Genomic DNA, 19,825 nt, shown 5'->3' with positions numbered 1-19,825 from the left:
ACAGGCTCACCCTCTCCCCTAACCCCTCTCCCTGAAGGGCGAGGGGAACTCAACCGTGCCAGGATTGAATGCCTGCCCTCAATCCACGCCGCGTGTGCCGGCAGAAGCAGAAGCTGCAGGCGCGAGTCACCCCTCTCCTCTTCAGGGAGAGGGGCCGGGGGAGAGGGTGGCGGACTCAAGGCACCGCGCCAGAACCTTCGCATCCGTCAAAACGCACGGATCGCCCGCCAGATAGCTGCGATACACCCTCAGCAAGTCCCCCTCGCTGATTCTGCAGTCTCCGGCCGGGCATTGGCTGGCGAACTCGAAGCGTCCGGTCGGCGGGTCAGCCAGCCGGATTTTCAACGACGGCCAGCCGGACGGTTTGGCCGCAGTCGGGGTGAACAGCCAGACGCCCTTGCGTTGCACCAGGGCGCCGCCGACTTCGGCGTAGTCGAAGGCGAACATCAGCGTGCGCGAAGTCTTGGTGGTGCAGTCAGTGCGATCCAGGCACTGCTGCGGATCGCTGGATACCGGCTCGGGCGGCGGCACGGGGGCCACCGGTGGCTGGCCGGCACATCCTGCGAGCAGCAGGGCAAAGCCCATCATCAGGGGCAGTCTCATCGGAAACTCCTGTTGCCGGATACGAAAGAGCCCCGCAGTGCGGGGCTCCTCGTAAAACGCTAAGGGATCAGTTGACCTTGGCGGCCAGCTCGCCCTTGGCGTAGCGCGCGAACATGCCTTCCAGGGAGATCGGTTTGATCTTGGAGGCGTTGCCGGCGGTGCCGAAGGCTTCGTAACGGGCGATGCAGATGTCACGCATGGCTTCGACGGTCTTGGCGAAGTATTTGCGCGGGTCGAACTCGGCCGGGTTCTTGGCCAGGAAGCTGCGGATAGCACCGGTGGAAGCCAGGCGCAGGTCGGTGTCGATGTTCACCTTGCGCACGCCGTACTTGATGCCTTCGACGATTTCCTCGACCGGCACACCGTAGGTTTCCTTAATGTCGCCGCCGAACTCGTTGATGATCGCCAGCCAGTCCTGCGGAACGGAGGAAGAACCGTGCATCACCAGGTGGGTGTTGGGGATGCGCTTGTGGATTTCCTTGATGCGGTCGATGGCGAGGATGTCACCGGTCGGCGGCTTGGTGAACTTGTAGGCGCCGTGGCTGGTGCCGATGGCGATGGCCAGGGCGTCCACCTGGGTCTTCTTGACGAAGTCGGCGGCCTCTTCCGGATCGGTCAGCATCTGGCTGTGGTCCAGGATGCCTTCGGCGCCAACGCCGTCTTCCTCGCCAGCCTGGCCGGTTTCCAGGGAGCCCAGGCAGCCCAGCTCGCCTTCCACGGACACGCCGCAGGCGTGGGCGAAGGCAACGGTCTGCTGGGTGACGCGGACGTTGTAGTCGTAATCGGACGGGGTCTTGCCGTCTTCACGCAGGGAGCCGTCCATCATCACGGAGGAGAAGCCCAGTTGGATGGAGCGCTGGCAAACGTCGGGGCTGGTGCCGTGGTCCTGGTGCATGCACACCGGGATGTGCGGGAATTCTTCGATGGCAGCCAGGATCAGGTGGCGCAGGAAGGGTGCGCCAGCATATTTGCGAGCACCCGCGGAGGCCTGCACGATCACCGGGGAATCGGTCTTGTCGGCCGCTTCCATGATGGCGCGCATCTGTTCCAGGTTGTTGACGTTGAAAGCCGGTACGCCGTAGCCGAATTCGGCGGCGTGATCCAGCATCTGGCGCATGCTGATGAGTGCCATGGTGTTTCAGTCTCCCGATTGGGTGGGCTGTCAAATTACAAAGCCTGCCGCAGGGGCAGGCCGGGTTCAAGGTCCCGGGGAGGAGCGGTCATGCGCCCGCCCCCGGGAAAATCAAAATCGAATCACGGCGCCTTGCAGCCACGACCGATCAGATCGTCGGTAGCCGCCCAGTAGACCAGGCCTTCATCACCCTTGGTGTGGAAGGCGAGGTTGCCGTCGGTGTAGAGCGCGCCGGAGCCCGAGGGTTCCCGCTTGAGGCGGTGGACGATATCGCCGCCGCCCAGGCGCAGGTCAACGCTCTCCTGGTTCGCATCGCTGAAGCGCCAGAGCACTTCGGTCTGGCTGTCGCACACCCAGCGGGTCCAATCGTCGCTGGGGGCCTGCTGGCCGGCGCAACCGGCCAGGAGCGCCAAGCCCGCGAGGGCGAACCATCCTTTCATCCACGTCTCCTTGGGGGATGGCTCCGACCATCCGCGCACCGCTCCGTCATGGGCAGTGCTGTTGTCCTTCGTTACTCACAGTGGGGTCGCCACTGGCCTGCGCCTCCACCCGCTGGTCATCCTGATTGCTCGGGACTATCACCTGGGGCGGGCTCATTACGTCACAGGTGCTGGACGGCTTGCTACCGGCACAACCCCAAAGCCCAGCACTGAGAATCAACAGAATCGCAGCGTAGCGCATGGCAGGCTCTCCTCTTTGCGTTCCCTATCAAGGGACCACGGGGGCCTGCCATGGTTTAGGGCTTTTACTTCGCGCGCTGTTCCAGCACTTCTACGGCCGGCAGCACTTTACCCTCGACGAACTCGAGGAAAGCACCACCACCGGTGGAGATGTAGGAGATCTGCTCGTTCACGCCGTACTTGTCGATTGCCGCCAGGGTGTCGCCACCACCAGCGATTGAGAAGGCCGGGCTTTCGGCGATGGCCTGGGCCAGGACCTTGGTGCCGTTGCCGAACTGGTCGAATTCGAACACGCCCACCGGACCGTTCCAGAGGATGGTCTTCGAGGACTTCAGCAGCTCGGCGAACTGGGCAGCGGTCTGCGGGCCGATATCCAGGATCATGTCGTCGTCGGCCACGTCGGCGATTGCCTTGACGGTGGCAGCGGCGCTTTCAGCGAACTCCTTGGCGACCACCACGTCCACCGGCAGCGGCACGCTGACTTTGGCGGCGATGGCCTTGGCGGTGTCCACCAGGTCGGCTTCGTACAGGGACTTGCCCACTTTGTAGCCGGCAGCCGCGAGGAAGGTGTTGGCGATGCCGCCACCGACGATCAGCTGGTCGCAGAGCTGCGACAGCGAGTTCAGCACGTCGAGCTTGGTGGAAACCTTGGAGCCGGCAACGATGGCGGCCATCGGGCGGGCCGGGTTGCCCAGGGCCTTGCCCAACGCATCCAGCTCAGCAGCCAGCAGCGGGCCGGCAGCGGCGACCTTGGCGAACTTGGCCACGCCGTGGGTGGAACCCTCGGCGCGGTGGGCGGTGCCGAAGGCGTCCATCACGAAGACGTCGCACAGGGCGGCGTACTGCTGGGCCAGCTCGTCGGCGTTCTTTTTCTCGCCCTTGTTGAACCGCACGTTCTCGAACAGCACGACCTGGCCAGGGGCAACGTCGACGCCGCCCAGGTAGTCGGCCACCAGCGGCACTTCGCGGCCCAGGGCCTTGCTCAGGTAGTCGGCCACCGGCTTGAGGCTGTTCTCTTCGGAGAACTCGCCCTCGGTGGGACGGCCCAGGTGGGAGCAGACCATTACCGCCGCGCCTTTCTCCAGTGCCAGCTTGATGGTCGGCAGGGAAGCGAGGATGCGCGCATCGCTCTTCACGACGCCGTCCTTCACCGGCACGTTGAGATCCTCACGGATCAGCACGCGCTTACCCTGGAGGTCGAGGTCGGTCATTTTCAACACGGTCATGGGGTCAGTCCTTCACGGGGGCTGGTAGTTAACGAGAAGCAGCGGAAACGCGCAGATAGTGGTCTGCGGTGTCGAGCATACGGTTGGCGAAGCCCCATTCGTTGTCGAACCAGGCCAGCAGGTTGACCAGGCGCGGGCCGGACACGCGGGTCTGGCTGCCGTCGACGATGGCGGAATGGGGATCGTGATTGAAATCGCAGCTGGCGTGGGGCAGCTCGGTGTAGGCCAGCAGCCCCTTCAGCGGGCCGCTTTCGGCGGCTTCGCGGAGTACGCGGTTGATCTCGTCGGCCGAGGTGTCACGAGCGGTCTGCAGGGTGATGTCCAGGCAGGACACATTCACCGTCGGCACGCGGATCGCCTTGGCCTGGATACGCCCGGTGAGTTCGGGCAGCAGGCGCTCGATACCACGGGCGAGGCCGGTGGATACCGGGATCACTGACTGGAAGGCGGAGCGGGTGCGGCGCAGGTCTTCGTGGTGGTAGGCGTCGATCACGGGCTGGTCGTTCATCGCCGAGTGGATGGTGGTAATGGAGACGTATTCCAGACCCACGGACTCGTTGAGAAGTTTCAGCAGAGGCACACCGCAGTTGGTGGTGCAGGACGCGTTGGACACCAGTTTCTCGGTGCCGGTCAGGCTGTCCTGGTTGACGCCGAAGACGATGGTGGCGTCGATGTCCGACTCGGTCGACATCGGCTGGGACAGCAGCACACGTGGCGCGCCGGCAGCCAGGAAACGCTCGGCCTGCTGGCGGTGGGTGTACTGGCCGGAGCACTCCAGCACCAGGTCCACGCCCAGGGCGGCCCAGTCGATGCCCTCCGGCTCGGCGTGGCGCAGCACCTTCACGCAGTCGCCGTTGATGTGCAGGCAATCGCCGTCCACCCGCACTTCGCCAGGGAAGCGGCCGTGGGTGGAGTCGAAGCGGGTCAGGTATTCGATGCTGGCCTGATCGGCCAGGTCGTTCAGCGCGACGATCTCGAAGCTCGCCCCGCCACTGCGCTCATGGAGCGCGCGCAGCACGCAACGGCCAATGCGGCCGTAGCCGTTGAGGGCGACTTTGAAGGGGCGGTTGCTTGGCATGGTGCGCTCGCAGGGCCGGAAGGGAAGAAGAAACCCTGTAGGAGCGAGCTTGCTCGCGAAGCTTTTTGCTTCGAGAACAGAGCCCGCTCCTACGGACGGGTCAGACGTCCAGCAGTTCTTCGGCGGTGCCGACGATGTTGTCGACGGTGAAGCCGAAGTGCTCGAACAGGGCAGCGGCCGGCGCCGACTCACCGAAGGTGGTCATGCCGATCACGCGGCCTTCCAGGCCGACGTACTTGTACCAGAAGTCCGCGTGGGCAGCTTCGATGGCAATGCGCGCGCCAACCTGTACCGGCAGTACGGCCTGCTTGTAAGCGGCGTCCTGCTGATCGAACAGGCTGGTGGACGGCATGGACACTACGCGCACCTTGCGGCCGGCAGCAGTCAGGGCGTCGTAAGCCTGGACAGCCAGGCCCACTTCGGAGCCGGTGGCGATCAGAATCAGCTCGGGTTCGCCGTCGCTGTCCTTCAGCACGTAGCCACCACGGGCGATGTTCGCCACCTGGACGGCATCACGAGCCTGGTGGGGCAGGTTCTGGCGGGAGAAGATCAGCGCGCTCGGGCCGTCGTTGCGCTCGACGGAAGCTTTCCAGGCCACGGCGGATTCCACCGCGTCGGCCGGACGCCAGGTGTTCAGGTTCGGGGTGCAGCGCAGGCTGGCCAGCTGCTCCACCGGCTGGTGGGTCGGGCCGTCTTCGCCCAGACCGATCGAGTCGTGGGTGTAGACGAAGAGCACGCGCTTCTTCATCAGCGCGGCCATGCGCACGGCGTTGCAGGCGTATTCCATGAACACCAGGAAGGTTGCGCCGTAGGGAATGAAGCCGCCGTGCAGGGCGATGCCGTTCATGATGGCGCTCATGCCGAACTCGCGCACGCCGTAGAACAGGTAGTTGCCGGAGGCATCCTCGGCGGACACACCCTTGCAGCCCTTCCACAGGGTCAGGTTGGAGCCGGCCAGGTCAGCCGAACCGCCGAGGAATTCCGGCAGCAGCGGGCCGAAGGCGTTCAGGGCGTTCTGGCTGGCCTTGCGGCTGGCGATGGTTTCGCCCTTGGCGGCGACTTCCGCGATGTAGGCATCGGCCTTGGCGGAGAAGTCAGCCGGCAGCTGGCCCTTGATGCGGCGCTGGAACTCAGCGGCCAGTTCCGGGTGGGCGGCGGCGTAGGCGGCGAAACGCTCGTTCCACTCGGCCTCGCGGGAGGCGCCGGCGGCCTTGGCGTCCCACTCGGCGTAGATGTCGGCCGGGACTTCGAAGGGTGCGTGGTTCCAGCCCAGGGCAGCGCGGGTCAGGGCGATCTCGTCGTTGCCCAGCGGGGCGCCGTGGCACTCTTCCTTGCCTTGCTTGTTCGGCGAACCGAAGCCGATCACGGTCTTGCAGCAGATCAGGGTCGGACGGTCGCTGGATTTGCGCGCGGTCTCGATGGCGGTCTTGATCTCGTCGGCGTCATGGCCGTCGACGTTGCGGATCACCTGCCAGCCGTAGGCTTCGAAGCGCTTCGGGGTATCGTCGGTGAACCAGCCGTGGACTTCGCCGTCGATGGAGATGCCGTTGTCATCGTAGAAGGCGACGAGCTTGCCCAGGCCGAGGGTGCCGGCCAGTGCGCAGACTTCGTGGGAAATGCCTTCCATCATGCAGCCATCGCCGAGGAACACGTAGGTATTGTGATCGACGACGTTGTGGCCTTCACGGTTGAACTGGGCCGCCAGGGTCTTTTCGGCAATGGCGAAGCCAACGGCGTTGGCGATGCCCTGGCCCAGCGGACCCGTGGTGGTCTCGATGCCGGCGGTATAGCCGTATTCCGGGTGGCCGGGGGTGCGGCTGCCGAGCTGACGGAAGTTCTTCAGGTCTTCGATGTTGAGGTCGTAGCCAGTCAGGTGCAGCAGCGAGTAGTTCAGCATCGAGCCGTGGCCGTTGGACAGCACGAAGCGGTCGCGGTTGGGCCATTCGGGGTTGTTCGGGTTGTGCTGCAGGTAATCCCGCCAGAGCACTTCGGCGATATCGGCCATTCCCATGGGGGCGCCGGGGTGGCCGCTGTTGGCTTTCTGCACAGCATCCATGCTCAGGGCACGAATGGCATTGGCACGCTCACGACGGCTGGGCATCGCTTATCTCCTGCAGGTCTGAATAGACGGCTAATCGAAAAAAGGCCGCTATTTTCGCCCAGCCGGCAGGTCGCGGGCAATCACAGATGGTCGCAGTTTCACCGGCCGACCACGCGAAGGACCCGGCCAACCGCCGATCAGCCAATATCAAAACTTTTTGATATTGGCATTGCGACCCCGGGGGTCGGGGGCTAGACTGCCCTCCCTATGAGCCTGCGCGTACCCCAGATCCGCCATGACGACAGCGACGAGCTGGCCGCCCTGTGCAAGGCCGGCGGCGATCCGCTGCGTCTGAACGTGCTGCGGGTACTGGCCAACGACTCGTTCGGCGTGCTGGAACTGGCGCAGATCTTCGCCACCGGCCAGTCAGGCATGAGCCATCACCTCAAGGTGCTGTCCCAGGCAGGCCTGGTGGCAACCCGGCGCGAAGGCAACGCGATCTTCTACCGCCGCGCCCTGGCGCAGAACGAGCGGTTCGGCGGCATGTTGCACGCGGCCCTGCTGGCTGAAGTGGACGAGCTGGAGCTGCCGGCCGATATCGCCGGACGCATTGCCGAAGTGCACGCCCAGCGCGAAGCGGTCAGCCGCGACTACTTCGCCCGTGCGGCGGAAAAATTCCAGGCGCAGCAAGACCTCATCGCAGGATTGCCGCAATACCGTGACAGCGTGCTGGCACTGCTCGACGCGCTGAGCTTCGAGTCCGCTGCCACTGCACTGGAGGTCGGCCCCGGCGATGGGGGCTTCCTGCCGGACCTGGCACGACGCTTCAGCCAGGTCACGGCGCTGGACAACAGTCCGGCCATGCTGGAACTGGCGCGCATGCGCTGTAACGAAGAAGGCCTCGGCAACGTCGACCTGCGACTGACCGATGCCCTGAATGACGAGCAGGCGGCCGCCGACTGCGTGGTGCTGAACATGGTTCTGCACCATTTCGCAGCGCCGGCCGATGCGATGAAACAGTTGGCCCAGCGCGTACTGCCAGGCGGCGCGCTGCTGGTGACCGAGTTGTGCAGCCACAACCAGAGTTGGGCCAGGGAGGCCTGCGGCGATCTATGGTTGGGCTTCGAACAGGACGACCTGGCCCGTTGGGCCAATGCCGCGGGGCTCACGCCCGGCGAGAGCCTCTACATTGGCTTGCGAAACGGCTTTCAGATTCAGGTAAGGCACTTCGCCAAACCGGATTCACGAAGCGAACTCACCCACCGGTAACGAATAGGAAAACCGATAGATGAGCGAATACTCCCTGTTTACCTCCGAATCCGTGTCCGAAGGCCATCCGGACAAGATTGCCGACCAGATTTCCGATGCCGTCCTCGACGCCATCATCTCCCAGGACAAGCACGCCCGCGTTGCCTGCGAAACCCTAGTCAAGACCGGCGTTGCAATCATCGCCGGTGAAGTCACCACCTCCGCCTGGGTCGACCTGGAAGAGCTGGTGCGCAAGGTCATCATCGACATCGGCTACGACAGCTCCGACGTCGGCTTCGACGGCGCCACCTGCGGCATCCTGAACATCATTGGCAAGCAGTCCCCGGACATCAACCAGGGTGTTGACCGCTCCAAGCCGGAAGACCAGGGCGCCGGTGACCAGGGCCTGATGTTCGGCTACGCCAGCAACGAAACCGACGTGCTGATGCCCGCTCCGATCTGCTTCTCCCACCGTCTGGTGGAGCGCCAGGCCGAAGCCCGCAAGTCCGGCCTGCTGCCGTGGCTGCGCCCGGACGCCAAGTCCCAGGTCACCTGCCGCTACGAGAACGGCAAGGTGGTCGGCATCGACGCCATCGTGCTGTCCACCCAGCACAACCCCGACGTGAAGTACTCCGACCTGCGCGAAGGCGTGATGGAGCTGATCGTCAAGCACGTGCTGCCGGCCGAGCTGCTGCACAAGGACACCCAGTTCCACATCAACCCGACCGGTAACTTCGTGATCGGCGGCCCGGTGGGCGACTGCGGCCTGACCGGTCGCAAGATCATCGTCGACTCCTACGGCGGCATGGCCCGTCACGGTGGCGGCGCGTTTTCCGGCAAGGACCCGTCCAAGGTTGACCGTTCCGCTGCCTACGCCGGCCGCTACGTTGCCAAGAACATCGTCGCCGCCGGCCTGGCCGAGCGTTGCGAGATCCAGGTGTCCTACGCCATCGGCGTGGCCCTGCCGACCTCCATCTCGATCAACACCTTCGGCACCGGCAAGATCAGCGACGACAAGATCGTCCAACTGGTCCGCGAGCACTTCGACCTGCGTCCGTACGCGATCACCAAGATGCTCGACCTGCTGCACCCGATGTACCAGCCGACCGCGGCCTACGGCCACTTCGGCCGCAATCCCTACGAGATGAGCTACGGCGAAGACACCTTCACCGCGTTCACCTGGGAAAAGACCGACAAGGCCGAAGCCCTGCGCATTGCCGCCGGCATCTAAGCCCTGACCGATCTGCAGAAAGCCCCGCCTCGTGCGGGGCTTTTTGTTGGGTCATCGCCACGACTCAGAATCCCCACAACCTGCTGCGCCCGAACGGACACGTGATTCAGCGCCCGCTGACAAGCGCCACTCCTAGACTGGCCGCCTCCCCTGTGAGCATGGAGGCTCGCCGTGAAATCCTGGACATCCTTTCTCGCCCTACTCCCCGGCCTCGCCCTGGCCGATGCCTGCCCTGATTGGCAACGCGACCGCGCCCAAGCCGAACTGGCATCCCTCGCAGGCCGGATCGCCGATTGGGATTTCGCCTACCACAGCGAGGGTCGTTCACCGGTAGAGGATGAGCTCTACGACCAGGCCCGCGCCCGCCTGGCACGCTTGAGCGAGTGCTTTCCCGGCGCGACCTCACCGGTGCGTCATCCCCTCGCGGGTAGCTCCGGCAAGACCCGCCACCCGGTCGCCCAGACGGGCCTCGACAAGCTGCAAGACATCGACGACCTGCGCCGCTGGATGGGCCAACGACGCAATCTCTGGGTCCAGCCGAAGGTGGATGGAGTCGCCGTTACCTTGAGCTATCGCGACGGTCGCCTGGTTCGGGCCATCAGCCGCGGCGATGGCAGTCAGGGGCAGGACTGGACGCACCAGGCCCGGCGCATTGCCGCCATTCCCGAAAGGCTGATCGACACTGGCGACGCCGTGCTGCAGGGCGAACTGTACTGGCGGCTGGACGGTCATGTGCAGGCGGAACGCGGCGGCCAGGGCGCACGCGGCAAAGTGGCCGGGCTGCTGAATCGACGCACGCTGGCCGAGGACGATGCCGGCGGTATCGGTCTCTTCGTCTGGGACTGGCCGGATGGCCCGGTGCAGATGGACAGGCGACTGCAAGGCCTCAAGGCCATGGGCTTCGCCGATGCCGAGGCGCTGACCCGTCCCGTCACACATGCCGAAGATATCGCCGCCTGGCGCGAACGCTGGTACCGCTCGCCACTGCCGTTCGCCAGCGACGGCATCGTCATTCGCCAGGGCACGCGGCCTGCGGCGCAGCGCTGGAAGCCGGAACCGCCGAGCTGGGCCGTGGCCTGGAAATACCCGTTCGCCAAGGCCCTGGCGGACGTGCGCTCAGTGGAATTCAAGGTAGGGCGGACCGGCCGGGTTACGCCGCTGCTGAGCCTGTCGCCGGTGGAACTGGATGGCCGGCGAATCCAGCGCGTGGGCCTCGGCTCACTCAAGCGCTGGCACGAACTGGACATTCGTCCCGGCGACCAGGTCGCCATCGCGCTGGCCGGGCTCACCATCCCACGGCTGGAATCCGTGGTGCTGCGCGCCAGCGAACGTCCGCTGATGGAAGCGCCACAGCCAGGCCGTTATCACGCACTCAGCTGCTTTCGCCCGGAACCCGGTTGCCGCGAGCAATTCCTCTCGCGCCTGGAGTGGCTCGGCGGCCCCAAGGGCCTTGGTTTGACCGGACTGGGGCGCGGCACCTGGGCGCGCCTGGAACTGGATGGACTGCTGGGCTGGCTTGATCTCGATGCTGCCGCCCTTGAGGCCCGACCGGGCATCGGCGCAATACGCGCGGCCGCCTTGGTGGAGACCTTCGGGCAAGCGAGGGGGCGGCCTTTCAGGCAGTGGCTGAGCGCACTGGGGTTGCCGGCCATGGGCGCCTGGAAACCGGAAGGGGACTGGGCGGCGCTGGCAGTCAGGACGCCTGCGCAATGGCAGGAACTGGCAGGCGTCGGACCGGGCAAGGCCAGGCAACTGGCGGCCTTCTTCCAGGACACCGAAGTGCTAGCGCTGGCGGAGCGTCTTGGTGCGGCCGGGGTGGATGGATTTTCCGCACCTCAATAGGCGCGGAACTCCTTGTGGCAGGCCTCGCAGCTGTCTTCCACCTTCTGTACCAGCGGAGCGACGCCCTGGGCGGTAACCGGACGGGCCTGGGCGGCGCTCGCGAGCTGGCCGGTGCTGGCCTCGAGTTCGCGTACCAGTGCCTTGAAGCGCTCCTGGCGCTGCCAGACCTCGTCACGGGCGGCGCTGTCGGCGTCACCTTCCTGGACCTGCGGGAAATGCTGCCAAGGCTCGCGGGACAGCTGGTCGAGCTTGGTCGCTCCCGTGGCGAAACGCTGCTCGTCGAAGCTGATGCGACCGCGCAACATGCCACCGAGGTCTTCGCTGGTGCGCAGCATTTCCTTGAAGATCGCCTGGCGCTTGCCCAGTGGCGAATTGGGGTCCACGCCACCACAGGCAGCAAGGCCCAGACAGGCGGCGGCAAGGATCAGAAGCTTCTTGGCTTTCATCGACAAAATCACGGGTAAGGCTGAAGGCGGGCGACAGTATCCCCACCTGTCCGGCAAATACCAAGCCTGGCGACAGTTTGTCGCAGATCATGGAATTGCAGCTCCGCCCCGCACCGGCGCGCATTTCCCGCCACAATCAGGGCTTTCGCAATCAAGGAGAAAACCGATGAAGCGACGTCTTTCCCTTCCGTTCGCCCTGGTCGCCGGTGCCCTGTTGGCCCAGCCCCTCCTCGCCGCCGAAACGGGTTGCGCCGCCAAGCGTCAGGCCATCGAACAACGCATCGAAGTCGCCAAGGCCCAGGGCAATGCCGCCCAGCAGACCGGGCTGGAAAAGGCCCTGGCGGAGGTGAAGGCCAACTGCACCGAAGCTGGCCTGCGTCAGGAGCGAGAAGCGAAGGTTGCCGGATATGAGGCCGAAGTCCGCCAGCGCGAAGCCGACCTGCGCGAAGCCCAGGCCAAGGGCGATCCGGAGAAGATCGCCAAACGCCAGGCCAAGCTGGAAGAGGCGCGTGCGGAGCTGGCTGCGGCGCAAAAGGCCCTGGAAAACTGACCACGGCAATCAGACGAAATGAGGCGACGATCTGCCCCGCCCCTTCACCTGTGCCCCTGGCGCGGCCTATTCCTTGAACTGGTCCTTGATATAGGTGATTTCCCGCTTGCCATGGGGCGCGGGCAGGCCATCTTCGCCAATGTTGACGAAGACCATCTTGTCGATGGTCAGGATGCTCTTGCGGGTGATCTTGTTGCGCACTTCGCAGCACATGGTGAGCGAGGTACGGCCGAACTCGGTGGCAGTGATGCCCAGTTCGATGATGTCGCTCTGGCGTGCAGAACTGACGAAATTGATCTCGGAAATGAATTTGGTGACCACGCGCTGGTTGCCGAGCTGGATGATGGCGTAGATGGCCGCTTCCTCATCGATCCACTTCAACAGACTGCCGCCGAACAGCGTGCCGTTGGGGTTGAGGTCTTCGGGCTTGATCCATTTGCGCGTATGGAAGTTCATACGGCGTCCTCCTTGTGTGAGATGGAATGAATCATGGACGCCCCGCCGAGGCTTGTCGCGCCAAGGCTTTCAATGGACACGATAGGTGCTCGCCCAGGCGACGGAAAACCTTGGGCTTGCCCATCGACGTCGCTATAATCCGCAAGTTTCAAACGGCCGGCACAGTCCGGTCGTTCCCGCCACCCATCCGAGGGGCGCTGCAGCAAGTGGTACCTGTTTCGACTCAGGTTCCGCCTGTCAGGCTCGGAAGGGGCGTTTTCAAAACGCATCAACGGCGCCCATTCGCACACTACGAATGGAGACTCACGCATGAGCGCTGTCATGACGCCTGCCGATTTCAACGACTACAAGGTCGCCGACATTTCCCTGGCCGCCTGGGGCCGCCGCGAGCTGATCATCGCCGAATCCGAAATGCCGGCCCTGATGGGTCTGCGTCGCAAGTACGCCGGCCAGCAACCGCTGAAAGGCGCGAAGATCCTCGGTTGCATCCACATGACCATCCAGACCGGCGTGCTGATCGAGACCCTGACCGCCCTGGGCGCCGAAGTGCGCTGGTCGTCCTGCAACATCTTCTCCACCCAGGATCAGGCCGCTGCTGCCATCGCCGCCGCCGGCATCCCGGTGTTCGCCTGGAAAGGCGAGACCGAGCAGGAGTACGAGTGGTGCATCGAGCAGACCATCCTCAAGGACGGCCAGCCGTGGGACGCCAACATGGTGCTGGACGATGGCGGTGACCTGACCGAAATCCTGCACAAGAAATACCCGCAGATGCTCGAGCGCATCCACGGCGTCACCGAAGAAACCACCACCGGTGTGCACCGCCTGCTCGACATGCTCAAGGCCGGCACCCTGAAAGTCCCGGCGATCAACGTCAACGACGCCGTGACCAAGAGCAAGAACGACAACAAGTACGGCTGCCGCCACAGCCTGAACGACGCCATCAAGCGCGGCACCGACCACCTGCTGTCGGGCAAGCAGGCCCTGGTGATCGGCTACGGCGACGTGGGCAAGGGCTCCGCCCAGTCCCTGCGTCAGGAAGGCATGATCGTCAAGGTTTCCGAAGTAGACCCGATCTGCGCCATGCAGGCCTGCATGGACGGTTTCGAGCTGGTCTCCCCCTACAAGAACGGCATCAACGACGGCACCGAAGCCAGTGTCGACGCCGCGCTGCTGGGCAAGATCGACCTGATCGTCACCACCACCGGCAACGTCAACGTCTGCGACGCCGGCATGCTCAAGGCCCTGAAGAAGCGCGCCGTGGTCTGCAACATCGGCCACTTCGACAACGAGATCGACACCGCCTTCATGCGCAAGACCTGGGCCTGGGAAGAAGTGAAGCCGCAGGTGCACAAGATCCACCGCACCGGTGCTGGCACCTTCGATCCGGCCAACGATGACTACCTGATCCTGCTGGCCGAAGGCCGCCTGGTGAACCTGGGCAACGCCACCGGCCACCCGAGCCGCATCATGGACGGCTCCTTCGCCAACCAGGTGCTGGCGCAGATCTTCCTGTTCGAGCAGAAGTTCGCTGACCTCTCCGCCGAGAAGAAAGCCGAGCGCCTGACTGTGGAAGTACTGCCGAAGAAACTGGACGAAGAAGTGGCCCTGGAAATGGTCAAGGGCTTCGGCGGCGTGGTCACCCAGCTGACCAAGCAGCAGGCCGACTACATCGGCGTGACCGTGGAAGGCCCGTTCAAGCCGGACACCTACCGCTACTGATGGTCCGGGTGGACGGGCGCGTCCCGTTCACCCCCGTTTTCAGCCTGGCGGAGGGCGCGCCCTCCGTCTCTTGCTCCCGAGCCTGGAAAGACCCATGTCCCAAGAACGCCGTTACAGCTTCGAGTTCTTCCCCGCCAAGACCGAAGCCGGGCACGAAAAACTGATGGCCACCGCCCGCACCCTGGCCAGCTACCAGCCGGATTTCTTCTCCTGCACCTACGGTGCCGGCGGCTCCACCCGCGACCGTACCCTGCAGACCGTGCTGCAGCTGGATGGCGAGGTGAAGGTGCCCACCGCGCCGCACCTGTCCTGCGTCGGTGACAGCAAGGCCGAACTGCGCGCCCTGCTGGCCCACTACAAGGACGCCGGCATCCAGCGCATCGTCGCCCTGCGCGGCGACCTGCCGTCGGGCATGGGCGTGGCCAGCGGCGAGCTGCGTTTCGCCAACGAACTGGTGGAATTCATCCGCGCGGAAACTGGTGACCACTTCCACGTCGAAGTCGCCGCCTACCCGGAAGTCCATCCCCAGGCGCGCAGCTACGAGGCCGACCTCGCCAACTTCGTGCGCAAGGTCAAGGCCGGCGCCAGCAGCGCGATCACCCAGTACTTCTTCAACGCCGACAGCTACTTCTACTTCGTCGAGCGCGTACGCAAGCTGGGTGTGGATATCCCCGTGGTACCGGGCATCATGCCGATCACCAACTACAGCAAGCTGGCCCGCTTCTCCGACGCCTGCGGCGCGGAAATCCCGCGCTGGATCCGCAAGCAACTGGAGGCCTATGCCGATGACGTGCAGAGCATCCAGGCCTTCGGTGAGCAGGTGATCACCGAGATGTGCGAACAGCTCCTCCAGGGCGGCGCCCCCGGCCTGCACTTCTACACCCTGAACCAGGCTGAACCGAGCCTGGCAATCTGGAAGAACCTCAACCTGCCGCGTTGAGTTCGCCGTAGAAGACGAAAAGGCCGGGCATTGTCCCGGCCTTTTTCTTTTCCGCATCCGTGTAGCCGTGTAGCCGTGTAGCCGTGTAGCCGTGTAGCCGTGTAGGAGCGAGCTTGCTCGCGAACAGCCCCGAGCACGGCCTTTCGCGAGCAAGCTCGCTCCTACAGAAGTGCGCTCCCACAACAAGTGCCGGCAGGCGCGACCGCCTGCGCCATCGCTGTAGAGGCGACGGCGGTCACACCTTCGATGCTTTGACCTTCGGCTTACTACCCATTGCGCGTGCGGCCACGTAATCTGGCCACATGCCACCATTCAACATCCTCCTCTTCGCCCTGCTCGCGTGCCTCGGTTCAGCCGTCCAGGCCGAGCCCCTGCGCATCGTCAGCGAGCCCTGGGCACCCTACATTTTCGAAGAGGATGGCCAACTGCGCGGCCTGGACTACGAAGCCAGCGTCATCGTTTTCCAGCGCATGGGCATCGAGGTCCAGTGGAGCCTGATGCCCTGGAAGCGTTGCCTGGTGGAGCTGGAAAGCGGGCAGGCCGACGCGGTTCTGGACATCTTCCACAAGCAGGAGCGCGAATCGCAGATGGCCTTCCCTGCGGAACCGCTCTCGGAAGTGGAATTCGTACTCTTCTATGCGCGGCAACGGCCCTATCCATTCCAGCGCCTGGCCGATCTGCGGGGCCTGAAGATCGGCGTCTCCCCCGGCTACTGGTACGCCGACAAGGCCTTTCGCACCTCGCCACTGTTCATCCGCGAGCCGGCGCCGACGCACGAGGCCAACCTCGGCAAGCTGGTGCGTGACCGCGTCGACCTCGTCGTCAACGATCGCCGCGCCGGGCAGTTCCTGGTTCACCAGATGGGGCTGCAAGCGCAGATCGCCAATCATCAACGCGTGATCGGTCGCGACCGCCTGTATCTCGCCTTCCGCCGCCAACCACAGCTGGAAAGCCTCGCCGCGCCTTTCGGCGAAGCGCTCAGGCGCTTCAAGCAGGAGCCGGCGTACGCGCAGCTGGTGGCCCGTTATCGTGAACCGGGCCGTGAAATCTCCAGCAACCGTTGAGCGCCGCGAGGGCTGTACATTCGCGAGGAGCTGTTATACTCGGCGCTCCGTCAGGCATACGCCCGGATGCTGAGCCACCCTAGAGCCAGCAGGACCGGTCGGGATCGCGAGCCATCGCTGCGATTCGAGCCAGACAAGATCACCCTTTCGGGCCAGCCCCTAGAACTACACAGGATTTCCCATGTCCTTTGCTTCCCTCGGTCTCTCCGAGGCATTGGTCGGCGCTGTCGAAGCCGCCGGCTACGCCCAGCCCACTCCCGTGCAACAGCGGGCGATTCCCGCCGTGTTGCAGGGCCGCGACCTGATGGTCGCTGCCCAGACTGGCACCGGCAAGACTGCCGGTTTCGCGCTGCCGATTCTCGAGCGCCTGTTCCCCAACGGACACCCTGACAAGTCCCAGCGACATGGCCCGCGCCAGACGCGCGTGCTGGTCCTGACCCCGACCCGCGAACTCGCGGCCCAGGTGCATGACAGCTTCAAGCTCTATGCCCGTGACCTGCACCTGGTGAGCACCTGCATCTTCGGCGGCGTCGGCATGAACCCGCAGATCCAGGCCGTTTCCAAGGGCGTGGACATCCTGGTGGCCTGCCCCGGCCGCCTGCTCGACCTGGTTGGCCAGGGCGCCATCGATCTCTCCCATGTAGAGATCCTGGTGCTCGACGAAGCCGACCGGATGCTCGACATGGGCTTCATCCACGATGTGAAGAAGGTCCTCGCCAAGCTGCCCGCCAAGCGCCAGAACCTGCTGTTCTCGGCGACCTTCTCGAAAGACATCGTCGACCTTGCCAACAAGCTGCTGCACGACCCCGAACGCATTGAAGTGACCCCGCCAAACACCACGGTGGAGCGCATCGAGCAGCGCGTGTTCCACCTGCCGGCCAGCCACAAGCGCGCCCTGCTGGCACACCTGATCACCGTCGGTGCCTGGGAACAGGTACTGGTCTTCACCCGCACCAAGCACGGCGCCAACCGCCTGGCGGAGTACCTGACCAAGCACGGCCTGCCCGCTGCGGCGATCCACGGCAACAAGAGCCAGAACGCCCGCACCAAGGCCCTGGCCGACTTCAAGGCCAACGACGTGCGCATCCTGGTGGCGACCGACATCGCCGCCCGCGGCCTGGACATCGACCAGTTGCCCCATGTGGTCAACTTCGAGCTGCCCAACGTCGAGGAAGACTACGTGCACCGCATCGGCCGTACCGGCCGTGCCGGCCGCAGTGGTGAAGCCATCTCCCTGGTCGCTCCGGATGAAGAGAAACTGCTGAAGGCCATCGAGCGCCTGACCAAGCAGAAGATCCCGGCCGGCGATACCCAGGGCTTCGATCCGGCTACCGTCGAAGCCGAGCGTCCTGATGCCCGTCCGCCACGCCCCGAGCGTCAGCCGCGCGCCGACAAACCCAAGCGCGAAGGCAAACCGCAGCAGCAAGCGCCCCAAGGCCCAGTTGAAGCCAAGGAAGCCGGTGAGGGCGGCGAAGCCAAACCTCGCAAGAGCCGCAACCGCCGTCGTGGCAAAGGCAAGGGGCAGGAACAGGGCCAGGACCAGCAGGTCGCCGACGCCCAACAGTCGCAGCAACCCAAGCAGGCTCGCCCGCAGCGCCCGCCGCAGCCGGCACCTGAGCGTGATCCGGAAGAGTTCCTCGACGACGACGTGGACAACTTCGGCAATCGCGCCGACTACGTCAGCCCCTACCCGCCCAAAGGCCAGAACCAGGGTCGCAACCAGCGCCGTGGCGGCCAGGGCCAGGGCCAGCCTCAAGGTCAGCGCCAGGGTCAAGGCCAATCCCAAGGCCGCAGCGGCCAGGGGCGTGGGCAGCAGGGCCAGGGTGAAAACCAGGGCCGTCGCCAAGGTGGTGGCGGTCAGGGCAGCGGTCAGGGAAGCAGCCAGAAGCCGGGCCAAAAACAAGGTCAGAAGCAAGGCCAGAAACAAGGCCAGCAGCGCCAGGGCAAGCCCGCCAACAAGACTCGCGGCAGCGGCCAGCGCCGTGGTGAAGATCAACTGGTATCCCGTGGTCGCGACGAGCCAGCTGTTCAGGATCCCCGTGCCAACAAGCCGGCACCGAAGATCATCATGAAAGAGTCCCGCGCCGACCGTTTTCCGACGCCGGAGCAGTTGGACGAACTGCAACAGACCAACCGCCCACGCGGCGAGAAGCCAGCCTTGCTGACCCGCAATCGTTGAGTTTCACCTGCTCATGAAAACGCCGGCCTAGTGCCGGCGTTTTCGTTTTCGGATCATGCAGTCCCTGCGCGATGCAGCGACTACAAGCCCATGAAAACACTGGCTCAGCGTCGACATTTTCATTTCCGGGGTCTGCATGCCCTGTAGGAGCGATTTCATTCGCGATGCAGGTCCGGACAGCAAAACGCCGGCACTGGGCCGGCGTTCTGGTACTGCGGGAAAGCGCGATCAGGAACGCACGCCCTCGAAGGAGATGATCAGCTGGGCTTCCTGGGAGGCCGGGCCGAGGTCCTTCTGGATGGCGAAGTCTTTCAGCTTGATGGTGGTGGCGCCTTCGAAGCCGGCGCGGTAGCCGCCCCACGGGTCGTCGCCCTGGCCAACGAACTTGGCCTTGATCACCACCGGCTTGGTCACGCCGTTGAGGGTCAGGTTGCCGGTCACGTCGGCAGTACCCTGGCCAGTGGACTTGACCGAGGTGGACTCGAAGGTGGCGGTGGGATTCTTGCTGACGTTCAGGAAGTCGCCGCTCTTGATGTGCTTGTCACGCTCGGCGTGGTTGGTATCAACGCTGGCGGTCTTCAGGGTGACCTTGATCTTGCTGGCCTCCGGGTTCTTTTCGTCGAAGCTGAAGCTGCCGTCGAAATCCTTGAAGGTCCCGAAGATGTAGCTGTAGCCCAGGTGGCCGATCTTGAAGTTGACGAAGGCGTGCTGGCCTTCCTTGTCGATCACGTAGTCGGCGGCCATGGCCTGGCCGGCGAACAGTGCGGCACCGAGGGTCAGGGCAGCGAAGGTTTTCTTCAGCATCGGTGAATCTCCTTGTTGAGTTGCAGCGTTATTTGGCGGCGCGGCCGAGCATACGGGTCAGGGTCGCGTCGCGGTCGATGAAATGGTGCTTGAAGGCGGCAAGGGCATGGATGCCGGCGAAAATCAGCAGGCCCCAGGCGAGGTATTCGTGGATGGCACCGGCGACATCTTCCTGGTCGGGGATGGCGGTCAGGGTGGCCGGTACCTCGAACAGACCGAACACGGCAATGCCGCGACCTTCGGCGGTGGAGATCAGGTAGCCGGAAATCATCAGGGCGAAGAGGCCGAGATAAAGGACCAGGTGACCGACCTTGGACCCCAGGCGGGTCATCGGCCCATGGTTGGGAAGCGCCGGCGGCGGCGGGCTGATGAAGCGCCAGGCGAGGCGCGCGGCCATCACCAGGAACAGCAGGATGCCGATGCTCTTGTGGAGGTCCGGAGCGGTCTTGTACCAGCTGCTGTAGTAGTTCAGACCGACCATCCACAGGCCCAGGGCGAACAGGCCGACGAAGACGATAGCCACCCCCCAATGCAGAAGAATACTCACCAGGCCGAAGCGGGACGGGGAATTACGCCATTGCATGAA

The 19,825-nt window shown here is 64.6% G+C and carries 19 protein-coding genes and 1 riboswitch; of the genes, 8 read left to right on the top strand and 11 right to left on the bottom strand.

Annotation, left to right across the window (positions count from 1 at the left end; all coding sequences use genetic code 11):
• Positions 1–141: 141 nt before the first annotated feature.
• From E8E95_RS03960 to tkt, 7 genes are all read right to left on the bottom strand, one after another.
• Positions 142–603: a hypothetical protein gene (locus E8E95_RS03960; protein ID WP_280348268.1), complete on the bottom strand. Its 462-nt coding sequence runs from the start codon at positions 601–603 to the stop codon at positions 142–144.
• Positions 604–670: 67 nt separating this feature from the next.
• Positions 671–1,735: a class II fructose-bisphosphate aldolase gene (gene fba, locus E8E95_RS03955; RefSeq protein ID WP_077524219.1), complete on the bottom strand. Its 1,065-nt coding sequence runs from the start codon at positions 1,733–1,735 to the stop codon at positions 671–673.
• A gap of 122 nt (positions 1,736–1,857) precedes the next feature.
• Positions 1,858–2,175 carry an MliC family protein gene (locus E8E95_RS03950; protein WP_280348266.1) on the bottom strand — a complete coding sequence of 106 codons (318 nt, stop codon included), beginning with the start codon at positions 2,173–2,175 and terminating at the stop codon, positions 1,858–1,860.
• Positions 2,176–2,221: 46 nt separating this feature from the next.
• The gene (locus tag E8E95_RS03945; RefSeq protein WP_179058458.1) at positions 2,222–2,416 is read right to left on the bottom strand and encodes a hypothetical protein; all 195 of its coding nucleotides are present in this window, start codon (positions 2,414–2,416) and stop codon (positions 2,222–2,224) included.
• Positions 2,417–2,480: 64 nt separating this feature from the next.
• A complete protein-coding gene (locus E8E95_RS03940) occupies positions 2,481–3,641 on the bottom strand; it encodes a phosphoglycerate kinase (protein WP_280348263.1) in 1,161 nt (386 codons plus the stop codon).
• A gap of 28 nt (positions 3,642–3,669) precedes the next feature.
• The gene (epd, locus tag E8E95_RS03935) at positions 3,670–4,719 is read right to left on the bottom strand and encodes an erythrose-4-phosphate dehydrogenase (RefSeq protein ID WP_077524215.1); all 1,050 of its coding nucleotides are present in this window, start codon (positions 4,717–4,719) and stop codon (positions 3,670–3,672) included.
• A gap of 100 nt (positions 4,720–4,819) precedes the next feature.
• On the bottom strand, positions 4,820–6,820 hold the full coding sequence (tkt, locus tag E8E95_RS03930; protein ID WP_280348260.1) for a transketolase: 2,001 nt from the start codon (positions 6,818–6,820) through the stop codon (positions 4,820–4,822).
• Positions 6,821–7,027: 207 nt separating this feature from the next.
• Here tkt and E8E95_RS03925 point away from each other — a divergent pair, with 207 nt between their 5' ends.
• The 3 genes from E8E95_RS03925 to ligB all read left to right on the top strand — a co-directional run bounded on the left by E8E95_RS03925 (position 7,028) and on the right by ligB (position 11,081).
• Positions 7,028–8,029 (top strand): metalloregulator ArsR/SmtB family transcription factor, encoded by a 1,002-nt coding sequence (locus tag E8E95_RS03925; RefSeq protein WP_280348258.1) that lies wholly within the window; start codon positions 7,028–7,030, stop codon positions 8,027–8,029.
• 19 nt (positions 8,030–8,048) lie between these two features.
• A complete protein-coding gene (gene metK, locus E8E95_RS03920; RefSeq protein ID WP_280348256.1) occupies positions 8,049–9,239 on the top strand; it encodes a methionine adenosyltransferase in 1,191 nt (396 codons plus the stop codon).
• 171 nt (positions 9,240–9,410) lie between these two features.
• Positions 9,411–11,081 (top strand): NAD-dependent DNA ligase LigB, encoded by a 1,671-nt coding sequence (gene ligB, locus E8E95_RS03915; RefSeq protein ID WP_280348254.1) that lies wholly within the window; start codon positions 9,411–9,413, stop codon positions 11,079–11,081.
• On the opposite strand, the gene E8E95_RS03910 is transcribed toward ligB, so the two are convergent.
• Positions 11,075–11,527 (bottom strand): cytochrome c, encoded by a 453-nt coding sequence (locus E8E95_RS03910; protein WP_280348252.1) that lies wholly within the window; start codon positions 11,525–11,527, stop codon positions 11,075–11,077. The genes ligB and E8E95_RS03910 overlap by 7 nt on opposite strands.
• A gap of 166 nt (positions 11,528–11,693) precedes the next feature.
• Between E8E95_RS03910 and E8E95_RS03905 the strand changes: the two genes are divergently transcribed.
• The gene (locus tag E8E95_RS03905) at positions 11,694–12,077 is read left to right on the top strand and encodes a DUF1090 domain-containing protein (RefSeq protein ID WP_280348250.1); all 384 of its coding nucleotides are present in this window, start codon (positions 11,694–11,696) and stop codon (positions 12,075–12,077) included.
• Positions 12,078–12,143: 66 nt separating this feature from the next.
• Here the strand turns inward: E8E95_RS03905 and E8E95_RS03900 are convergent, their stop codons facing one another.
• On the bottom strand, positions 12,144–12,533 hold the full coding sequence (locus E8E95_RS03900) for a hotdog domain-containing protein (protein WP_179058466.1): 390 nt from the start codon (positions 12,531–12,533) through the stop codon (positions 12,144–12,146).
• 183 nt (positions 12,534–12,716) lie between these two features.
• Positions 12,717–12,820, top strand: a riboswitch (S-adenosyl-L-homocysteine riboswitch).
• Between the two features lie 22 nt (positions 12,821–12,842).
• Here E8E95_RS03900 and ahcY point away from each other — a divergent pair.
• The 4 genes from ahcY to E8E95_RS03880 all read left to right on the top strand — a co-directional run bounded on the left by ahcY (position 12,843) and on the right by E8E95_RS03880 (position 18,435).
• Positions 12,843–14,252: an adenosylhomocysteinase gene (gene ahcY, locus E8E95_RS03895; RefSeq protein WP_280348248.1), complete on the top strand. Its 1,410-nt coding sequence runs from the start codon at positions 12,843–12,845 to the stop codon at positions 14,250–14,252.
• A gap of 94 nt (positions 14,253–14,346) precedes the next feature.
• Positions 14,347–15,192: a methylenetetrahydrofolate reductase [NAD(P)H] gene (gene metF, locus E8E95_RS03890; protein WP_280348246.1), complete on the top strand. Its 846-nt coding sequence runs from the start codon at positions 14,347–14,349 to the stop codon at positions 15,190–15,192.
• Positions 15,193–15,494: 302 nt separating this feature from the next.
• On the top strand, positions 15,495–16,256 hold the full coding sequence (locus tag E8E95_RS03885) for a transporter substrate-binding domain-containing protein (protein WP_280348244.1): 762 nt from the start codon (positions 15,495–15,497) through the stop codon (positions 16,254–16,256).
• Between the two features lie 181 nt (positions 16,257–16,437).
• A complete protein-coding gene (locus E8E95_RS03880; RefSeq protein WP_280348243.1) occupies positions 16,438–18,435 on the top strand; it encodes a DEAD/DEAH box helicase in 1,998 nt (665 codons plus the stop codon).
• A 228-nt stretch (positions 18,436–18,663) separates the two neighbouring features.
• Here E8E95_RS03880 and E8E95_RS03875 read toward each other — a convergent pair whose 3' ends face one another.
• Both E8E95_RS03875 and E8E95_RS03870 read right to left on the bottom strand, forming a co-directional pair.
• The gene (locus E8E95_RS03875) at positions 18,664–19,239 is read right to left on the bottom strand and encodes a YceI family protein (protein ID WP_280348241.1); all 576 of its coding nucleotides are present in this window, start codon (positions 19,237–19,239) and stop codon (positions 18,664–18,666) included.
• Between the two features lie 28 nt (positions 19,240–19,267).
• Positions 19,268–19,822, bottom strand: a complete 555-nt coding sequence (locus E8E95_RS03870) for a cytochrome b (RefSeq protein WP_280348240.1) — start codon at positions 19,820–19,822, stop codon at positions 19,268–19,270.
• Positions 19,823–19,825 lie beyond the last annotated feature (3 nt).

The organism is Pseudomonas sp. BN414, from assembly GCF_029871275.1.
Lineage (GTDB): Bacteria > Pseudomonadota > Gammaproteobacteria > Pseudomonadales > Pseudomonadaceae > Metapseudomonas > Metapseudomonas resinovorans_C.
Note: the sequence above shows the minus strand (reverse complement) of the source record. Positions and strands in the feature narration are given on the sequence as shown.

Coding starts and splice junctions, on each gene's coding strand:
- E8E95_RS03960 (WP_280348268.1), bottom strand. CDS start 603: ATGAGACTGCCCCTGATGATGGGCTTTGCCCTGCTGCTCGCAGGATGT.
- fba (WP_077524219.1), bottom strand. CDS start 1,735: ATGGCACTCATCAGCATGCGCCAGATGCTGGATCACGCCGCCGAATTC.
- E8E95_RS03950 (WP_280348266.1), bottom strand. CDS start 2,175: ATGAAAGGATGGTTCGCCCTCGCGGGCTTGGCGCTCCTGGCCGGTTGC.
- E8E95_RS03945 (WP_179058458.1), bottom strand. CDS start 2,416: ATGCGCTACGCTGCGATTCTGTTGATTCTCAGTGCTGGGCTTTGGGGT.
- E8E95_RS03940 (WP_280348263.1), bottom strand. CDS start 3,641: ATGACCGTGTTGAAAATGACCGACCTCGACCTCCAGGGTAAGCGCGTG.
- epd (WP_077524215.1), bottom strand. CDS start 4,719: ATGCCAAGCAACCGCCCCTTCAAAGTCGCCCTCAACGGCTACGGCCGC.
- tkt (WP_280348260.1), bottom strand. CDS start 6,820: ATGCCCAGCCGTCGTGAGCGTGCCAATGCCATTCGTGCCCTGAGCATG.
- E8E95_RS03925 (WP_280348258.1), top strand. CDS start 7,028: ATGAGCCTGCGCGTACCCCAGATCCGCCATGACGACAGCGACGAGCTG.
- metK (WP_280348256.1), top strand. CDS start 8,049: ATGAGCGAATACTCCCTGTTTACCTCCGAATCCGTGTCCGAAGGCCAT.
- E8E95_RS03910 (WP_280348252.1), bottom strand. CDS start 11,527: ATGAAAGCCAAGAAGCTTCTGATCCTTGCCGCCGCCTGTCTGGGCCTT.
- E8E95_RS03905 (WP_280348250.1), top strand. CDS start 11,694: ATGAAGCGACGTCTTTCCCTTCCGTTCGCCCTGGTCGCCGGTGCCCTG.
- E8E95_RS03900 (WP_179058466.1), bottom strand. CDS start 12,533: ATGAACTTCCATACGCGCAAATGGATCAAGCCCGAAGACCTCAACCCC.
- ahcY (WP_280348248.1), top strand. CDS start 12,843: ATGAGCGCTGTCATGACGCCTGCCGATTTCAACGACTACAAGGTCGCC.
- metF (WP_280348246.1), top strand. CDS start 14,347: ATGTCCCAAGAACGCCGTTACAGCTTCGAGTTCTTCCCCGCCAAGACC.
- E8E95_RS03885 (WP_280348244.1), top strand. CDS start 15,495: ATGCCACCATTCAACATCCTCCTCTTCGCCCTGCTCGCGTGCCTCGGT.
- E8E95_RS03880 (WP_280348243.1), top strand. CDS start 16,438: ATGTCCTTTGCTTCCCTCGGTCTCTCCGAGGCATTGGTCGGCGCTGTC.
- E8E95_RS03875 (WP_280348241.1), bottom strand. CDS start 19,239: ATGCTGAAGAAAACCTTCGCTGCCCTGACCCTCGGTGCCGCACTGTTC.
- E8E95_RS03870 (WP_280348240.1), bottom strand. CDS start 19,822: ATGCAATGGCGTAATTCCCCGTCCCGCTTCGGCCTGGTGAGTATTCTT.